Below are 18,102 nucleotides of genomic sequence, written 5' to 3' on the forward strand. Positions count from 1 at the left end.
TATCAAACAAAAACGAAAGCTTCCGAAGTCAGAAAACACCTTCCCCCTATGATCGAAAAAGTTATTTCAAGCACAGAAACGTTCGTTTTATGAAGGGCATTATACGTAATCTTTGTCGCTTTTTTATGAGATGTGTCAGTATGTTGTTACTTAGAAAGCTCCGAGCTGACAAAATCTTTACAGACAATTACCCTGCCAAAGAGAGCTAATTTCATTGGCCAGTACAACAACAAGCCCCCTGCCAAACCATACATATGGGCATCAATTGCCACCCTGCCACCAATACTGCCAGCAAGAGAAGAAACATCATATAAACCGGTTTGTTCAGAAAAAACCTTGGCGATAACTGCCAAAGTCAGAAGCATCTTCCAGCCCTTGCTGTATGCAGGTTGTAGCAAAAAAGCCAGTACAAAAAGGCCATGCAGCACGCCGGAAAAACCACCATACCGGGAGATCTCCGGGTTCAATATTAAAATACCGGCACTGACCCACAGGCATAAAAACAAAACCGCCAGAACACTGCAGCGGCTGAATAAAAAACGGTGATTAATCAGACCAACAAAAGCTGTACCAAGCATATTCAGCCCTAAATGTATCGGGCTCAGATGCACAAAGTGTCCGGAAAAGACCGTAAAAAATTGACCTTCATCAATGAAGGTGCGAGTTAACAGAAAGTGTTCCCAGCTTACTGACACAAAGCAATTTCCTTACATTTTCTAACACGTAGTATCACCCGCCAGTTTACATCGCTCCATTGGTATTTATATCCCGACCCCTCTCGGTGGAGTTGATATTTTGCTATGCCGCACAATTCCGGAGTTTTTTGTGCTGAATAAGAAAACCACACACAAACTGGCGCTGAGCGCGCTGGCCACAGCCGTAATGGCTGCCTCATCTGCTGCCAGTGCGGGGCTGATTTTCAGCGAATACGTTGAAGGTTCAGGCACCGATAACAAAGCTTTCGAGCTTTACAACAGTGGATCCACCAAAATTAACCTGGCTGACTACAAAGTGGTCAAGTTCACCAATGGCGACAAGACAAAAGAAACTGTTCTGACTCTCACTGGTGAACTGGAAGCAGGCAAAACTTACGTTGTTGCTGTTAATAAAGACATTGAAGGTGTAACACCTGACACTACCAACAGTGTTGCCAACTTTAGTGGTGATGACCCGCTGCAAATTCAGCTTGTAAGCGACAACAGTGTTGTGGATACCCTGGGTGTTTTCGGTGATGTCGACTTTGGTAAAGACAAAGTTCTGTCCCGTAAGACTGACGGCCTGACACCGGCAACAGAATATGATGCTACTCAGTGGGAAACCAAGGACAAGACTGATGTACTTGGTTTTGGCTTCAAGCCAGGCGAACAGGGCACTGGCCCACAAATTCCCGACTTTGTTGACTGTGGCGCATCCACCCTGCGTATTTCTGCCGTTCAGGGCAACAGTGCTGAATCTCCGGAAAAAGGCAACTACGTACAGGTTGAAGGTGTTGTTACCCGCACTCTGTACAATCAGTACTACATCGAGCAGGTACGTGGTTCAGGTGATGCAGAAGGCACATCTGTTGCTGTCCGTGTATACGATGCCAAGAATAAGCCTGCTGTAGGTGACCGTGTCACCGTTCAGGGTAAAGTTGAAGAACGTTACGACGTAACCCAGCTGACTGACGTTAAAGATGGCAGATACAAACAGTGTGCAACTGGTCAAACTGTACCGCAAACCACTGTAAACATGCCGGCCGATGGCAATTTCGAAGCCCTCGAAAGCATGAACGTTGTACTGAACCCGATGAGTGGAGATGGCAACGGCGACGGCAAGAATGACGAAGCATTCTTTGTCACCGAAATGTACAACCTGAACCGCTACGCCGACCTCGTTGTATCCAGTGGTAGCAACCTGCACAAGCCGACCAACAAAAACCCGGCTGGCAGCCAGGCCGCTATCGACGAGCAGGCCCGTAACGACAAGAACAAGCTGATCATTGATGACGGCGATTCCCGTCAGTATCTGGCGAAGATTTCTTACCTGCCAGATCTGGATTCCCAGCACCCGGTACGTGTTGGTGACCGCATTGATTCCGGAATGGAAGGCATTATCAGTCAGGGCTTCGGTAGCTACCGCCTGATTCCTGCTGGCAACATTACTGTCGACAGCAGCGCCCATCCGCGCGTTGAAAACCCGGCTTCTCCTGCTTCAGGTTTGCTGCGTGTAGGTAGCTTCAACGTACTGAACTACTTTAATGGTTTCCGCAATGAAGACGGTACCATTGACTGGGCCAAGTCCGACAAGGGCAACTCTCGTGGTGCCAACACTGAAGCAGAATTCAAGCGTCAAAGCTCCAAGATCGTGACCGCTCTGGCACGCATGGAAGCAGACGTTGTTGGTATTCTGGAAATGGAAAACGACGGTTGGGATGACACCAGTGCTATCCATAACCTGGTAACCGAACTGAATGCTTCTTCTGAAAAGGCTACCGGCAAGGATTACGCCTTCGTTCAGACTACTGAGAAGTTCATCGGTAGTGACGTGATCAAGGTTTCCATCATCTACAACAAGGCTGCTGTAGAGCCAGTTGGCAATCCGGTTATTCTGACTGAATACCCGTTCGATGAAACAACTGCCAAGCATCGTCCGCCGATGATCCAGACCTTCAAACAGAAGAGTGATAACAAGGAAATTACTGTTGTTATCAACCACTTCAAGTCCAAGGGTTCAAACTGTAACAGTCTGGCAGACCCTGAAGACAAGTTTGGTCAGGGCAACTGTAACCGTCAGCGTGTAGCTGCAGCTGAAACACTGGGCAAGTTCCTGCAGCAGGAACATGCTAACGATGATGTCCTGATCATCGGTGACCTGAATGCTTACGCCAAGGAAGATCCGGTTCTGGTTCTGACTCAAGACGACAGCAACCGTGCTATCGAAAAGTCTGTACGCGATGACAGCAACGTCTACAGCGCTGTAGCAACAGACTACCATTTGGGTTACACCAACCTGGCCGGTACCAACCCGACTTCATACGTGTATGGCGGTGAGACCGGAGCTCTGGACCATGCAATCGGCAGCCCCTCTCTGGCAGGTAAAGTCAAGAAGGTGTATGACTGGTCCATCAACGCTATGGAACTGCGCGGTCAGGATTACAATGACGAGTTTTACCGCAGCCGAGATGGCAAGACTGTTGACCTGAAAACAACTGAAGACGGCTCTCGTGAATGGTTCGCCAAGCTGGTAGATGCCAACTCTCCATTCCGTTCTTCCGACCACGATCCGGTACTCATTGATGTTGATCTGAGCTCCGAGCCGACACCTCCGACACCGACCCCTCCGTCCAGCGGTGGCAGCGATGGCGGCAGCTTCGGCTTCCCGATGCTGGCTCTGGGTCTGATGTCCCTGCTGGGTCTGCGTCGTAAAAAGCGTTAATTAACAGCCAGATGCCTTACATTTGGTAAACCCCTATTGACAGCCACTCAGCCCGTTTGGGTGGCTGTTTTTTTATGCTGATAAATGTTCTAATCCCGAACTTTTGCGTGAAATGTCAGTACATTGTCAGCTATTTACTTTTGTCTACGGCATTTCTGTATATTTTTCGCCTGATCGAGCTGTTTTACTAATCACAACAATTTAACAACAGCCTGGCATGATTTGATGACGCCTGTTTCGACGAGACCATTTTATGTGCGCCTCTCACAGCCCCCTTATCTCTAAAATCCGGTTCTGATATGACACGTCTTGATAACTCCGAATACCGTCGTGTCATGACCTGGCTTGCTTCAAAACAGAAATCACTGGCAACCGTCATTGAATGCCTGCTGATTATAGTTTTGATGTATTTGCTGGCAGGGCTGTTCTGGCAGGTATTCGAAACCCTTTCTGAAAAACCGGCGACCAGCAGTGTCAATAATCTGGCGTCTGTTTCCAGTACTCATATTAAAAGTGAGCCCCGCTATCCGGCCCTTGATAGTTTCGAGTTTTTTGGCGCGGCGCCAAAAGCTGTTGCAGTCAAACCCGCCAAGCAGGCCGATATAGCAGCAATTCCCCGATCTCGCCTGCCTCTGCGTCTAACTGGATTACTGGCCCATCCAAATCCACAACATGCACTCGCTATTGTAGAGAACAGAGGATCCCAGCGTAGCTACCGCATCGGTGAAACCATCAGGCCGCAACAGGCCAAAGTCATCGCCATACATCCCGACCGGGTGATTGTTCAGGTTGAGGGTAAAGACCAAGCATTGATGCTTTATCCCAACCAGAAAACATCAACGGTACTTCAGGTTAATAATCGCCCGTCTTCCCTGAAAGAGCTGGCGCAGAACCCAAAGAAAATCACTGAACTGATATCCATCTCTCCGGTACGTAACGGTTACCGGGTTAATCCGAAAAAGCATCCGGAACTTTTCCAGCAAGCGGGCTTACAGCGTAATGACATTGTTGTGGCAATGAATGGCCATGACCTGAAAGATCCGGCCTCAGTTCTTGAGATTCTTAACAATATTGACACCCTGCAACGAGTCGACCTGACGGTTGAGCGTGAAGGAATGCTGCATCAGGTTGAACTGTCACTATGAAAATAAAAGCTCCCTTTATCAAAGGCCTGCGTGCAGGCTGCCTGCTGGCTTCGCTACTGTTTACCCTGCCGTCCTGGGCTGCCGGCTATGCTGCCAGTTTCAACAATGCAGATATCGGTGAATTTATCAACACCGTCAGTGCCGCACTGGGTCGCACCATCATTATTGACCCGGCCGTCAAAGGTAAAATCACTGTTCGCTCCTATGACGAGCTGACCGAAGAGCAGTATTACCAGCTGTTCCTTGGGGTACTGGAGGTTCACGGCTTTGCGGTTCTGGAGCAACAGAACAATATCCTTAAAGTCGTTCGTAACAAGGACAGTAAAACATCTGCACTTCCACTGACGTCTGATACCGGAAATGCCGATGACCGCCTGATTACTTGGGTACTGCCGGTTAACAACGTACCCGTGCGAGAACTGTCTCCGATTCTGCGACAGCTGAATGAAACTTATGGCGCTGTCGTTAACTTCAATCCTTCAAACACTCTGATCATGACCGGCCGGGCAGCCAATATCGAGCGTCTGGTCAGCATTGTTGAGCGCATCGATCAGGTCGGCGCCAAATCAGTTGAAGTTGTCAGCCTGCAGCATACTTCCCCACAGGAAATGGCCCGGATTCTGACCAGTGTATACCTGGGCAAAACTGACACATTGACCACCGTGGTAGCCAACGAACAGGGTAATCAGGTCATTCTGTCCGGCAGCGCCGTCAAGATTGACCGAATGAAAAAGCTGGCTCTGCAACTGGACTCCGAACGGGCAGTCGGTGCCGGTAACAGCCGTGTATTTTATCTGCGCTATGCGCGCGCCAAGGATATGGAACCCGTGCTGGAAGGTGCAGCAGAATCCTATATGCAAAGCGCTGCCGGCAAGAAAACCAGCAGCAAGGTGAGTATCGAGGTTCACGAGCAGAATAATGCTCTGGTTGTCACCGCGCCGATGGAGCTGATGAATACTCTGGAGCGCCTGATTAACGAACTGGATATTCGTCGTGCCCAGGTCATGGTTGAAGCCATTATTGCTGAAGTCGGTGAGGGTGACGGTATTAATCTGTCACTACAGCTGGCCAGCAAGGACGGTTCTGTTATCCAGTTTCAGGACGGCTCCACTGTACCCATTGGTGAAATCGCTGCTGCTGCAGTCAAGGCAAGAGGTGAAAAAGGAACAACCACTACCACGACCAAAAGTGATGGCACCGTTATAACCCAGACGACACCGGACAAGGATGGAGACTACTCCGCCTTGTCCAGCGCTCTGGGCAGACTTTCAGGCGCTGCGTTTGCGGTCACTTCCGGTAACTGGGCCGCACTGTTGCAGGCGGTTTCCACCTCCAGCAAGTCCAATGTACTGTCTACACCAAGCCTGATGACTCTCGATAACCAGCCGGCTTTTTTCATCGTTGGTGACGAAGTCCCTACTCTGACCGGTTCAACGTCAGGCAGTAACAACGATAACCCTTACCAGACCATTGAAAGACGTCAGGTCGGTGTAAAACTGCAGGTTACTCCTCAGGTCAACGAGGGCGATGCAGTTCGTCTCGATATCGAACAGGAAGTATCAAAGGTTAATGGTCGTACCCCTGTCGACGTTACCTTCTCGACCCGTCAGGTTAAAACATCGGTTATGGTGCGCAGCGGTGATACCGTTGTTATCGGCGGCCTTATTGACGACGACGTTCAGGAAAGTGTCTCCAAGATTCCGCTACTGGGTGACATCCCCTATGTTGGGCAATTATTTCGCTCTACTTCCAGCAAAAAGACCAAGCGTAATCTGATGGTCTTTATCCGTCCCACCATTATTCGTGATGACGATATGCTCAAAGCCGTCAGTGCTAGCAAATACAGTCTGATTCGTGCCGAGCAGCTGGTTCAGAATGAGAAAGGCATCAATATGATGCCAGATCACGATGTACCGGTTCTGCCCAAGAAGATGACCCAGGCTGAAGAACTGATGCAGAACCTGAAGCAGGAGCAAGAAAAGAAGCAAATCAAGCCTGCGCCGACAACAGCCGCTGCCCGCGGTTTGTATGATCCTGCTGACACAGTATTTCCTGGCGAGAGTAATAGCTGATGGAAGCGGCCACATCCCGGGTAGAAGGAAGACCTCTGCCTTTCCCGTTCGCCAACCGGTTTAGAGTTTTTGTCGACTACACGGGTAGCGATGGGGATAACCTATCTGCTCCCGTACTTTGCTGCGAACAAAATCCCAAGGCAGGAATCCTTGCAGAAGTGCGCCGGGTACTGGGCACTTCTTTTAGTGTCAAAAAACTGCCAGAGGATGAGTTCGCAACCCGGCTTGCAGCTATTTATCAGCAGGACTCTTCATCTGCACGACAGCTAATGAATGATATCGGCAGTGATGAAGAGTTACAGGCTCTGGCAGAAGAACTACCTGATAGTGAAGACCTGCTGGAAGCAGACGACGGCGCACCCATTATCCGCATGATCAACGCCATGCTGAGCGAATCCATTCGTGATGGTGCATCGGATATCCATATCGAAACCTTTGAGAATCAGCTGGTTATCCGTTTCCGGGTTGATGGTGTGTTGCGAGAAATTCTGCGTCCCCAGCGTAAGCTGGCGGCGCTACTGGTATCCCGAATCAAGGTTATGGCGAAACTCGATATCGCCGAGAAGCGGGTGCCACAAGATGGCCGAATTTCCCTGCGTCTCGGTGGTAAAGCGGTTGATGTGCGGGTTTCTACCCTGCCAACCCGCCATGGTGAACGGATTGTAATGCGTCTGCTGGATCGCAGCAGCGTCCGGTTTGAGCTGGGCCGACTGGGAATGTCCAGCCAGATCTGCACAAGTTTTCGGGAACAGCTGCAGAAGCCTCATGGCATTCTACTGGTGACCGGGCCGACAGGCTCCGGTAAAAGTACCACGCTGTATTCCGGCATCAGTGAAATCAATATACCCGGTCGCAATATCATGACCGTGGAAGACCCGGTGGAATATGATCTGGAAGGCATTGGCCAGACCCAGGTTAATCCCAAGGTCGATATGACCTTTGCCCGCGGACTGAGGGCCATGCTGCGTCAGGATCCTGACGTGGTCATGATCGGTGAAATCCGGGATCTGGAAACTGCAGAAATCGCAGTGCAGGCCTCTCTGACCGGTCACCTGGTGCTCAGCACCCTGCATACCAATACCGCTATTGGTGCCATTACCCGTTTGCGGGACATGGGGATTGAGCCATTCCTGCTCTCTTCCAGCCTGCTGGGTGTATTGGCGCAACGTCTGGTACGAACTCTTTGTACTGAATGTCGTGAACCTTACCAGCCTTCTGATACCGAACGTCAACGGCTGAATATGTTGCCGAGTGACACTCGCCCACTGTGGCAGGCCAAAGGCTGTAGCTCATGTCGAAATACCGGTTATAAGGGCCGAAGCGGAATTTACGAACTGTTTCTGGTTAATGACGACATTCGCCAGCTGATTCACAGCGGTAGCGGCGAGTCAGAGATAGAAGCTGTTATCCGTAATGAGTGGCCTGCTATTCAGCAGGATGGTTACAACAAGGTACTGGCAGGTATTACCACCCTGTCAGAAGTCCTGCGTGTGACCCGGGATCGATAGATGGCGCTGTATTCCTATACGGCGCTCGACGCCAAAGGCAAAACCCGCAAGGGCGTACAGGAAGCTGACTCTCCCCGGTTGTTGCGCCAGCAACTCAGGTCAAAAGGGCTGGCCCCGGTTGAGGTCGTACCGGCAACAGCCAGTAATCCTTCTGCCACCAGCAAAGGCGGCCGGCAACTGTTTGCCCGTAAAGCCAGTGTTGCTGAAGTTGCCATGATCACTCGCCAGCTGGCGACACTGGTTGCAGCTTCCATTCCGCTGGAAGAGTGTCTTCAGGCTCTGAGTCGCCAGATCAGCAAGCCTCACCTTCAGGCCATGGTAAAGGCGATTCGTACACGGGTACTTGAGGGTCATACACTGGCGGACGCCCTTGCAGCCTACCCTGCAGTCTTTGACGGCCTGTACCGTGCCATGGTGGCAGCCGGTGAGAAGTCCGGTCATCTGGATATCATTCTGGAGCGGCTTGCAGATTATACCGAGCAACGTCAGCAGATCCGCAGCAAGCTGATTCAGGCCATGATCTATCCGGCCATTCTGACGCTGGTTGCTGTCGGAGTGGTTGCCGCACTGCTGACCACGGTTGTCCCCACCGTTATTGAACAGTTTGAATATGCCGGACAGAACCTGCCGGGCATGACACTTGCTTTGATTTCTGCCAGTGATTTTGTCCGGGGTTATGGACTGTACGTTCTGGCCAGTGTGTTAATGCTGCTCGTTATTCGGCAGAGGCTGTTACGTAACGACAAACGCCGCCTGACAAATGACCGGATAATGTTGCGCCTGCCCGTGTTTGGCGCCGTATTTTCCGGGGTGGAAACCGCCCGTTTTGCCCGTACCCTGAGCATTCTGACCAGTAGCACAGTGCCTTTGGTCGAGGCGATGTCAATTTCATCCAATGTGCTGGGTAACAGCTTTATACGTCAGAAGATGAAAGCTGCAGCGGAAAAGGTTCGGGAAGGCAGCGCATTATGGACGGCACTGGAAAACAGCAACCAGTTTCCTCCCATGATGCTGCACATTATTGCCAGTGGTGAACGTTCGGGAGAATTACCTCCGATGCTGGAACGGGCTGCAGATGCCCAGGACCGGTTATTTGAGGATCAGGTCAACATCGCACTGGGCATCTTTGGCCCGGCAATGATTGTCCTGATGGCCGGCATGGTGCTGTTTATCGTGATGGCCATTCTTACCCCGATGATGGATCTGAATAGTCTGGTCGGCGTTTAACCGGCCAGAGAATGATAGTTTTTATTTAGGTAGTTTCTGTTTATGCGAAACCTGTCTTCAAAGCGTTTAAAGGCACGCCGTACCCAGCAGGGTTTTACCCTGCTGGAAATCATGGTTGTTATTGTGATTCTGGGTGTACTGGCCAGCCTGGTTGCTCCCAACGTTCTGGGCAATAAAGCCAAAGCTGACCGCCAGAAAGCCATCAGCGATATTGTAGCGCTGGAAAATGCGCTGGAAATGTATCACCTGGATAATGGCTTTTATCCCTCTAACGAACAGGGACTGGAAGCACTGGCAAAGACACCTTCCGGTTACCCTGAACCTAAAGCATGGCGTGATAACGGTTATATTCGCCGCCTGCCAACCGATCCGTGGGGCAACAACTATCACATGCAGGCACCCGGTGAATATGGTCCGATCGATATTTTCTCTGCTGGCGCCGACGGCCAGCCGGGTACCGATCAGGATATCGGTAACTGGGATCAGTAATTTCAATGCCTCACTCAAGGCTGCCCCACTCCCGGGGCTTTACCCTGCTGGAAATCATGCTGGTACTGATGCTGCTGGGGCTGTCAGCCAGTCTGATCATCCCCAGCCTGCCCACCGGCAGCGGCTCAGCTCAACTGCAAGAGCAGGCTGACAAGTTTGCATCACTGGCAAGAGCCGCTCGTCAGCAGGCACTGATAGAAGGGCGCAGCCTGGGTATTGCTGTTGAAAACAAATCCCACGGTTATCATTTTCTGTCTGTAGAGCACGGACAGTGGAAAAAGATAAACCAGAGCCGCTTATTTAAAGCAGCGGCGCTACCTGATGATATTTCAATTGCCATTACCCCGGGTGATTCTTTCTGGCAGGAAGCCATTGAGCTGGAACAGTCTGACGACCATACGCTGGCAGAATGGACACCGGTGACCTTTGACCTTGAGCCAACAGAGAACAGCCAACCGGAATCTTTGTTCAGTCACTCACCCGACCAAAAGAAGTCACCGGATATCGTGTTCTGGAGCAGTGGTGAAATCTCTCCTGTGCAGGTCAGTTTCTGCATCAAGCCCGGCCGCAAGTTATGTCGACAAATCACTCTGGAAGAAACCGGCCAGATTGGTACCGAGGTCGCTGCTGATGCCTAGACCCGGTCGCCCCAAACAGCGCCAACCCGGTTTTACCTTGCTGGAAGTTATGGTTGCAATGGCGGTATTGGCCATTGCCGGTCTGTCTGTTGTAGGCATGGTAAGGGAATCCATCAGCAATACCCGCTATCTGGCAGACAAACGCCCGGCATACTGGGTAGCCGAAAACGCCATGACCGATATTGTCTTATCCCATCAATTGTCAAAGCAATGGCCCCCGATGCAATGGCGTACCCGGCCTGTAAAACTGGCAGGAAAAACCTGGTATTTGCGCAGCCGCAGTGTTGAGACGGTGTCTGATGATCTGCGCATGATTGAAGTCGAAGTACGATCTACAAAAGACAACCGGCAGGCAGCACTCGCCATGCTTCAGAGCCATATGTTGAAGCCATGAGCCAGTGTAGTCTTATATCCAGATCAAACCGAAAGCCTGCATCCAGCCAGGGCTTTACCCTGCTGGAAATGCTGCTGGCACTGGCAATTTTTGCCTTGATTGGCATGTCTTCCTGGCAGGTGCTGAATACAGTCGTCAATGCCCGCAATGTTCAGAGTGAACATTTGCAGAAGCTGGAAGCCATGGACTATGCCTATATGGTGATCAAGCAGGATATACGACAAATTGTCAGTCGTGGCGTCAGAATAAACGGCAAAGTATCAAAGCAAGCCATATTTGCCGGAGAGATTCTGGATTCCGATGATCAGGGGCTGACTTTTGTACGCGCCGGCTGGATCAATCCTGAATCCCGTCTGCCCCGCTCCGAGCTGCAGCGAGTGTACTACCGGCTGTACGATGGCCAGCTGGAAAGAGGTTATGACCGGGTGCTTGATGCACAACCGGGAACCGAGCCTGATTATCAGCCGTTATTATCCGGCCTCAACAGTCTGAAATTCCGGTTCTATTATATCGACGACAAACAGCATTCCGGTCAGTGGCAAGACACCTTAAAGGAAGACAGCTGGCCAGCCGCAATAGCGCTGCGCATGACTATGCAGGATGCTGATACCCACAACATTTTTACTGATGACGACGATTCAGTCATCGAGCGTCGTATTCTGATTCCCGGACAGTGGAGCGAACAGAATGCGAGTTCCTAGCAGCAATAAACTTTTCAAGAATAAACCATTCAACGGTAAGCAGCGCGGACTTGCTCTGCTAAGTGTACTGCTGACACTGACGCTGGCAGTGCTGCTGGCTGCAGGCATAACGCAAAGCCTGCAACGTCAAACCCGCCTGACCCAAGGCCTACAGAACCGGGAGCAGGCCTGGTGGTATCAGATTTCTGCCGAACAGTTGGTGATGAAAGTCCTGAAACAGGACTTTAAAGATGACAAGAACATCATTCATCTTGATCAGTACTGGTCGAAAAAGCAGGGAAACTTTCCACTGGAAAAGGGCAAACTCGACGGCCGTATTCGGGATTTGCAGAGTTGTTTTAACCTCAACAGCCTTGCCGCCGCCGGGGAAGAAGGTACCGGCAAGTTGCAAAGCTTGCAGATTCTGAAAGCCCTGCTGGATAACTACAACATCGATAACCACAACATTGCCGATGCTACCCGTGACTGGGTCTACAGCCCGACCGAGCCTGCCGGCCCCGGCGGAGCTGATGACAATGATTATCTGGCTCTACCTGTCCCCTATCTGGCTGGTAATACCCTGATGCGGGATGAAAGCGAATGGCGGGCAGTGCTGGGGGTAACACCTCAGGTTATCCACAGGGTGATGCCTGCGCTTTGCACCATTCCAGTCGCCGAGCTGAAGATCAATATCAACACCATTCCCGAGAACCAGCCGGAACTGCTGGCTGCTGTTTTTCTGAATCAGATCTCGGTTAATCAAGCGCTGGATATTCTCAAGGAGCGCCCCCGTGACGGCTGGCGTTCAGTGGAAGAGTTTCTGGCCGAGCCCCTGCTCAGTAATGCCAACACTACCGATGTCAGTAAATTACTGACGGTTAACAGCCATTATTTTGAACTTGATGCCCGAATCCAGGTTGGAGCAACACAGACCCATATGCGCAGCCTGTTGGTACGAGACAAAAAAGACCAACTGTCTGTTATACGCCGCCGGACAGGAGAAATATGATGAATATGTCCAATAACAACCTGCTAGTGCTGCGGTTGCCCTCCTGCCCTGAAGAACCTGTCGTATGGTTCCAGTCAGAAGCATCCCGCGGCTCGCTCCCACTTGAAGAACTGCACACGCTTTCTGATCTATGCAACCAAAACCGTGTAGTTGTGATGGTGCCCGGGGAACACGTAACCCTGACCCGACTGCATGTCCCCGGCAGCCTGAATCAGGCCGTCCTTAAATCCCTTCCCTGGCGACTGGAAGAAGATCTTGGTAGCGATGCTGATACCGTTCATATTGCAGTTCTGTCTAGAGAAGGAGAGCAGCTCAATCTGGCCGTTGTGGATAAACACCGGATGCAGCAATGGCAACAATGGCTGAGTAACGCCGGTATTATCAGCCGCCAGTGGTTACCGGAAACCCTGACTTTGCCGCTGAGTGAACCAACAGATACGGCTATTCAACCATGCTCTCTGCTTCAGCGTGATGATCAAAGCTGGCTTATTCGTCATGGACAATGGCAGGGGGCGACCTGTGATGACAGTTGGCTTGCGCTGTATCTGGGTGATATTGAGGCCGAAGGCGCTGTAGAGCAGACAAACATTGACCAGCAAAGCTACTGGTTACAGCTGACTGATCTCATGACACGACAGAAAGCAAACCTGTTGCAGGGCGAATGGGAACCCGCCAGAGAAGCTTCAGCATGGACCAAAGTGCGCAAAACCTGGGGCATCAGTATTGCAGCCACAGTACTGATCAGTGCCACATGGATTGGATCAACCCTGTTCAACACCTGGCAACTTAACCAGCAGGCAGATGCTTACCAGCAGCAAACGCAGGCCATTTTTGAACAGACATTCCCTGGCAAACGCTCTATTCGTCCATTGTCGCAAATGAAAGTAGCGCTGAAACAACTGCGAGGAAACCAGACTGAACAGGCCAGCATGCTGGATCATCTGAATCATCTCGCCATGGAGCTGCAGGGACAGAAGGCCATTGCTCCGGTCAGTATTGGTTATGACCATAACCGTCAACAGCTGCGCATCGTGGCAGAAGCTGAAACCATGGCCAGCTTTACCAGCCTGCGTGACCGTATTTCTGCGGTCAGGGAAGTCCGGCTCGATTCACTAGAACAGCTGGAATCAGAGGGCAAGAACAAGGTAACCGGCGTGCTGATTATCGGTGAGGAAAAATCATGACAACTTCAAACCTGCAACCGGTAATCGAGCTCAAACAAAAGTTTGCCAATTACTGGCATGGTCTGGCTGCCAGAGAACGGCTTTTACTCGCATTGGCCGGAAGCCTGCTGCTGATATGGACTGTTGTGTTCGGGATTATCAAACCGGTACAACAGGCCGAGCAGCAAGCATATCAAAAGCTGCAGAACAGCCGCTCCACCTTTGAACAGGCATCTGCCGCTGCGGCAGAAATAGTTCAACTGCGCACTATCAGCGGCAACCAACAGGCGCTGATTGATGCTAACCAGCCACTGGATGCCCTGGTCAGCAAACTAGCAGCCAAAGCAGGAATTCCGGTTAAAGGCCTGAGCCAGCAGCAGAACAGCCTTCAGATTAAAGTAGATACGCTTCGCTTTGCCGATCTGCTGACCTGGCTGAAAACACTGAAAGCCAACGGTATTGTGATTGAAACCGTTGAACTGGGCAGGACAGCACAATCCGGTATGGTTGAAATCAAACAGCTGCGGGTCAGCCGTGAGGGAGACTACTGATGAAAAAGGCAATTCTGCTCTCTCTGCTGGCACTTGTTGCTTTCACAGCATCTCTGATCTTTCAGGTGCCAGCTGCAGTGTTATGGCAACAAGCACAGACTTATTTTCCCAAACAGACAGCCAGAGTTCAGCTGGAAGGTGTTGATGGCACCCTTTGGTCCGGCTCCGCTGATCGCATCACCTTCAGGGGCAAGACATTCCCCCAGCCCCGCTGGCAACTGACATCAGTATCACCGCTCGACAGACAAATCGGGCTTGATCTGCAGCTGGGGCAGAGCCGCTCTCAACTGTCCCTCAATGCGCATATAGAGATCAGTGAAGGCGAAGTAGCCATTCTGAATACCAAAGGGCGTATTGGTGGTCAGGAACTGACTCGACTGATGGGCAACCGCTTGCCCATTAATATTGATGGCCAGATCCGGTTAACCCTTGATGAGTGGCGCTTCTGGAATGGTCGCTGCCAGAGCTTCGACGGTCAGGGTCAACTGCAGAACCTAGTAGTAGACAGCAAGTTTGGATCGGTAAACCTGGGGCAGGGAAAGCTGGAGCTGAGCTGTGAAGGCGGTAAGCTTGCGGCAAAACTCACCCAGAATTCGGATGAAGTTACTTCCAGCCTGAAACTGAATCTGCTCAGTCGCAGCAGTTATCAGCTGCAAGGGCAACTTACCCCCCAGGCTAACCTCGACAAGCAGCTGCAACGTGGATTGAGCTATCTCGGCAAGCCTGAAAGTGATGGCAGCTATCAGGTCAGCTATAAAGGTCGAATATAGCTGGAGCCATATTCGACCCACGAAGGTTTAACTCTGTGCTTCAGAATGGAAAGGCAACATTGACCATAAAGAAGTCCGCACCTTCATTATCCGAGTTCAGATCAGCATTCGAGTAGTGCATAAAACCCGCTGACACTTCAAATGGCAGGCTTGTATCAAACTTCAGGCCTGCCATGCCTCTCAGTTCGAACTGAACATGGGTTCCCATATTCAGGTCTGTTGGTTTCTCTTTCTGGATATCTTTCTTTGACTGGTAACTCACCCCGGCTCCCAGATCGATAAAAGGTGTGACCAGACTATTCATTTCATAGTTCAGTCGTAGTACTGGAGAAAATCCAACCTGCCAAACTTTTTCGGCTCCGTCAGAAGGGTTATCACTTCGTGAAAGCCGGCTGCGCCACTGACTATACCCCAGATCGAAATACCCACCGGCACTCCAGTTTTCGCTTAGCTGCCAGTTTTTATTCCAGTCCCAGCGAACGCTAAGACGGGTATTTTCAAGGTTTGCGGGCAAGTCACTTCGAAATGCTTCGGTATATTTACCATAGGACACAGCAATGGCATCAGGCTTCAGGTCGAGCGCTGAAGCGGTTGAGGCTGCAACAGCCAGATAGATTGCGAGAGCGATTTTTGGTTTGTTTTTCATTATTTTTATCCCTGAACCGAGCTGAAAGAGCATTGGCTTCTTTCAGGCTCCTGCAGGCACCAAAGCTGGATTTTGGTGCTTTATTTATTGTTGTTTTTACAATCCCCCCGGATTGCTCCAGCCATCAGGAATTTCATCTCACACTGGAACTCTACTACAAAAAAGTCAACTGACGTATATATTTATTGTGTTTTAACGCATAAATAGAACCCCGCTCCAAGTCATTTCAACTAGCACCCACTGCATCTCTGGTTTATCTTAATTCTTGATTAACAAAAATCCTGAGCATTACAAGGTTTATAATGTGTCTGCAGAAAAAAAACACGTGTTACAGTTCTGCCACGGATACGGTATGCCTTTCGCGGATGTTGCCCGCCAATATGCAGCCTTGTTCGAAGGAACACCTTATAAAGTTGTAACTGTTTTTTTGACAGGAGAAAAAAACCAACAAGTGGTCGACCTTGTTGGAGGGGAGGTTATTTTTCTTGAAAACACTTCCCGGGATGTCAGAGGTCTGAAAATAAAGCAGATTCGCCAGTTACGAGAAATCTGTCGTCACCGCAGCTTCAGCTTTGCTATTGCGCACCGTTTCAAACCGCTCTACATCGCCAGTTATATCAAAGGCCTGCCTCTGGTCGGGGTGTTTCATGCATTTGGTGATTATTCCCGGTACAGTCGCCGTTGGCATGCCCGATGGCATAAAGACCGAATCAACCTGATAGCAAACTCCGACTCTGTCAGAGATGATATCCGCAGTTATCTACCTGATTTTCCGAAAGAAAAAATCCAGACCCTTTATAACCGAATTGATTACGGAAGCATCATCCAGCAACTGTATAGCCGGAGTGCCGCGCGAGAGAAGCTTGGGCTGGATAATGACAATTTTATATTTGCCAATGTTGGTCGCCTGCACCCGGATAAAGATCAGTCAACGCTTCTGAAAGCCTTTGCTGCCTGTTATCAAAATCTTCCCGACAGCAAACTGGTCATTATCGGTCAGGGCAGACTTGAAAAAAGCCTTATAGATGAAGCCTGGACACTTGGAATCAGTGACCATGTTCAATTTCTTGGCAAGGTCGAAGACGCCTGGCGCTATTTCCGTGCTTTTGACTGCTTTACCCTGAGTTCAGACCGGGAGCCCTTCGGAATGGTCCTGCTGGAGGCCATGGTCGCGGGGGTTCCGGTAATAGCAACAGACTGTGGCGGCGCACCTGAAGTTGTCAGCAACACCGGCTTCCTGGCTCCATTTGGCTGTGTCGATACCATGGCACAAAAAATGAGCATGGTTTACAACCTGCCTCTGAGTGATAGAGAGAATTTAAAGCCTGAAATGATGAAAAGGGTTGTGGACTACTTTTCTGACCACGCAATACGCAAGCAATTCTGGGAACTTAGCTTCATTAAACCGTATCAAAGCACCAGCAACTCAAATGAATGAATGGTTAAATAATGGATTTGCTCAAAGTCTGGAGGGAGGCCAAGTGGGAAGAAGTCCGGCCTGAGGTATATAGAGAAGCATGTAATAAATTTGGCTGCAGTGTTCTTACTCATCCTGATTTTATTGAGGCTGTTTCGGCCATAACAGGAATGCCGTTACGCTATCTGGCTCAATATGAAAACAGCTGTTTGATTGGTGCCATACCGCTTTGGGGGAAATATTTGGCTGGTTCAAAAATCCCGTTAAGGAAAGCCGGAAAGGGAAGAGTCATTGATACTGGCAATGCAGAAGTTATTTTACCTTTGAGCCCTCATCATCAATTTAACCTTCGTTTTAAAGGGCAGTTTCTTTCTCAACTGCACAAGGATGGTATTTCAAATATAAAGTCTATGGGACAAACATGTCTAAGCCTTGCTCGTAGCCATCAGCCCAATCAACAAAACAGCCTGTCTAAAAAATTCAAATATAATCAACGCCGGGAACTCCGGTTATTTGAAGAATCCGGGGGCTACTATCGTTCAGCAGCCGATCTTGCAGCAGCCGAATTCAGCAATATTTATACATCATTATTTTTCCGACGCTGGGGCTTCAATATTAAAGGACATGAGTATTTCACAATATTTTTAGAGAAAGTACGTCCATTACAAACAGGGTATGTACTTTTCAACGAATGCGATCAAGCAATTGCAGTGCAATGGATACTTAAAGTTGAATCTCCAAAGTGGATTTCCTGTGAATATATTAATGGTGGCATTGAGCCGGACTACTCCAGCTATAGCCCCGGCAGTATTCTAAGTTACCTGAATACCAAAACATTAGAAGATGAAGCAATCAGAAAAGAAAAAGAGCTACGGTTTTCTTTTGGTCGATCGGACCGTTCATACAAGGATCGCTGGTGCTCCCGTATCCCTGTTTACTCTACGTAAAACGAATTCACTTCATAATAAAAGCCAGT

17 protein-coding genes are annotated in these 18,102 nt (G+C 50.1%); 15 read left to right on the forward strand and 2 right to left on the reverse strand.

Annotated elements, in window-relative coordinates; all coding sequences use genetic code 11:
- Nucleotides 1-146 precede the first annotated feature (146 nt).
- Nucleotides 147-695, reverse strand: a complete 549-nt coding sequence (gene rrtA / locus ACYZZ0_RS15965) for a rhombosortase (protein WP_461537640.1) — start codon at nucleotides 693-695, stop codon at nucleotides 147-149.
- 130 nt (nucleotides 696-825) lie between these two features.
- Between rrtA and ACYZZ0_RS15970 the strand changes: the two genes are divergently transcribed.
- From ACYZZ0_RS15970 to ACYZZ0_RS16030, 13 genes are all read left to right on the forward strand, one after another.
- Nucleotides 826-3,417 carry an ExeM/NucH family extracellular endonuclease gene (locus ACYZZ0_RS15970; protein ID WP_461537641.1) on the forward strand — a complete coding sequence of 864 codons (2,592 nt, stop codon included), beginning with the start codon at nucleotides 826-828 and terminating at the stop codon, nucleotides 3,415-3,417.
- Between the two features lie 299 nt (nucleotides 3,418-3,716).
- Entirely contained in the window at nucleotides 3,717-4,562 is an 846-nt protein-coding gene (gene gspC / locus ACYZZ0_RS15975; RefSeq protein ID WP_461537642.1) for a type II secretion system protein GspC, read from the forward strand.
- Entirely contained in the window at nucleotides 4,559-6,634 is a 2,076-nt protein-coding gene (gspD, locus tag ACYZZ0_RS15980; protein WP_461537643.1) for a type II secretion system secretin GspD, read from the forward strand. The genes gspC and gspD overlap by 4 nt, the downstream gene beginning before the upstream one ends.
- Nucleotides 6,634-8,142, forward strand: a complete 1,509-nt coding sequence (gene gspE, locus ACYZZ0_RS15985) for a type II secretion system ATPase GspE (RefSeq protein ID WP_461537644.1) — start codon at nucleotides 6,634-6,636, stop codon at nucleotides 8,140-8,142. The genes gspD and gspE overlap by 1 nt, the downstream gene beginning before the upstream one ends.
- Nucleotides 8,143-9,369: a type II secretion system inner membrane protein GspF gene (gene gspF, locus ACYZZ0_RS15990; RefSeq protein ID WP_461537645.1), complete on the forward strand. Its 1,227-nt coding sequence runs from the start codon at nucleotides 8,143-8,145 to the stop codon at nucleotides 9,367-9,369.
- Nucleotides 9,370-9,411: 42 nt separating this feature from the next.
- Complete coding sequence (gene gspG / locus ACYZZ0_RS15995) at nucleotides 9,412-9,858, forward strand: type II secretion system major pseudopilin GspG (RefSeq protein ID WP_461537646.1); 447 nt, start codon at nucleotides 9,412-9,414, stop codon at nucleotides 9,856-9,858.
- Between the two features lie 5 nt (nucleotides 9,859-9,863).
- Nucleotides 9,864-10,496 (forward strand): type II secretion system minor pseudopilin GspH, encoded by a 633-nt coding sequence (gene gspH / locus ACYZZ0_RS16000; RefSeq protein WP_461537647.1) that lies wholly within the window; start codon nucleotides 9,864-9,866, stop codon nucleotides 10,494-10,496.
- Nucleotides 10,489-10,890, forward strand: a complete 402-nt coding sequence (gene gspI, locus ACYZZ0_RS16005) for a type II secretion system minor pseudopilin GspI (protein ID WP_461537648.1) — start codon at nucleotides 10,489-10,491, stop codon at nucleotides 10,888-10,890. The genes gspH and gspI overlap by 8 nt, the downstream gene beginning before the upstream one ends.
- Nucleotides 10,887-11,591, forward strand: a complete 705-nt coding sequence (gene gspJ / locus ACYZZ0_RS16010) for a type II secretion system minor pseudopilin GspJ (RefSeq protein WP_461537649.1) — start codon at nucleotides 10,887-10,889, stop codon at nucleotides 11,589-11,591. The genes gspI and gspJ overlap by 4 nt, the downstream gene beginning before the upstream one ends.
- Nucleotides 11,578-12,579: a type II secretion system minor pseudopilin GspK gene (gspK, locus tag ACYZZ0_RS16015; RefSeq protein ID WP_461537650.1), complete on the forward strand. Its 1,002-nt coding sequence runs from the start codon at nucleotides 11,578-11,580 to the stop codon at nucleotides 12,577-12,579. Before gspJ ends, gspK begins: the two co-directional genes overlap by 14 nt.
- Complete coding sequence (gene gspL / locus ACYZZ0_RS16020) at nucleotides 12,576-13,763, forward strand: type II secretion system protein GspL (RefSeq protein ID WP_461537651.1); 1,188 nt, start codon at nucleotides 12,576-12,578, stop codon at nucleotides 13,761-13,763. Before gspK ends, gspL begins: the two co-directional genes overlap by 4 nt.
- Complete coding sequence (gene gspM / locus ACYZZ0_RS16025; protein WP_461537652.1) at nucleotides 13,760-14,293, forward strand: type II secretion system protein GspM; 534 nt, start codon at nucleotides 13,760-13,762, stop codon at nucleotides 14,291-14,293. The genes gspL and gspM overlap by 4 nt, the downstream gene beginning before the upstream one ends.
- Nucleotides 14,293-15,063 carry a type II secretion system protein N gene (locus tag ACYZZ0_RS16030; RefSeq protein ID WP_461537653.1) on the forward strand — a complete coding sequence of 257 codons (771 nt, stop codon included), beginning with the start codon at nucleotides 14,293-14,295 and terminating at the stop codon, nucleotides 15,061-15,063. The genes gspM and ACYZZ0_RS16030 overlap by 1 nt, the downstream gene beginning before the upstream one ends.
- 40 nt (nucleotides 15,064-15,103) lie before the next feature.
- Here ACYZZ0_RS16030 and ACYZZ0_RS16035 read toward each other — a convergent pair whose 3' ends face one another.
- On the reverse strand, nucleotides 15,104-15,709 hold the full coding sequence (locus tag ACYZZ0_RS16035; protein WP_461537654.1) for an acyloxyacyl hydrolase: 606 nt from the start codon (nucleotides 15,707-15,709) through the stop codon (nucleotides 15,104-15,106).
- 352 nt (nucleotides 15,710-16,061) lie between these two features.
- Here ACYZZ0_RS16035 and ACYZZ0_RS16040 point away from each other — a divergent pair, with 352 nt between their 5' ends.
- Together ACYZZ0_RS16040 and ACYZZ0_RS16045 are read left to right on the forward strand one after the other, a co-directional pair.
- The gene (locus ACYZZ0_RS16040; protein ID WP_461537655.1) at nucleotides 16,062-17,147 is read left to right on the forward strand and encodes a glycosyltransferase; all 1,086 of its coding nucleotides are present in this window, start codon (nucleotides 16,062-16,064) and stop codon (nucleotides 17,145-17,147) included.
- A gap of 11 nt (nucleotides 17,148-17,158) precedes the next feature.
- A complete protein-coding gene (locus tag ACYZZ0_RS16045; RefSeq protein ID WP_461537656.1) occupies nucleotides 17,159-18,073 on the forward strand; it encodes a GNAT family N-acetyltransferase in 915 nt (304 codons plus the stop codon).
- Nucleotides 18,074-18,102: the final 29 nt, after the last annotated feature.

Origin of the sequence: Spongorhabdus nitratireducens (assembly GCA_947387575.1) — a bacterium.
Lineage (GTDB): Bacteria > Pseudomonadota > Gammaproteobacteria > Pseudomonadales > Endozoicomonadaceae > CANDOC01.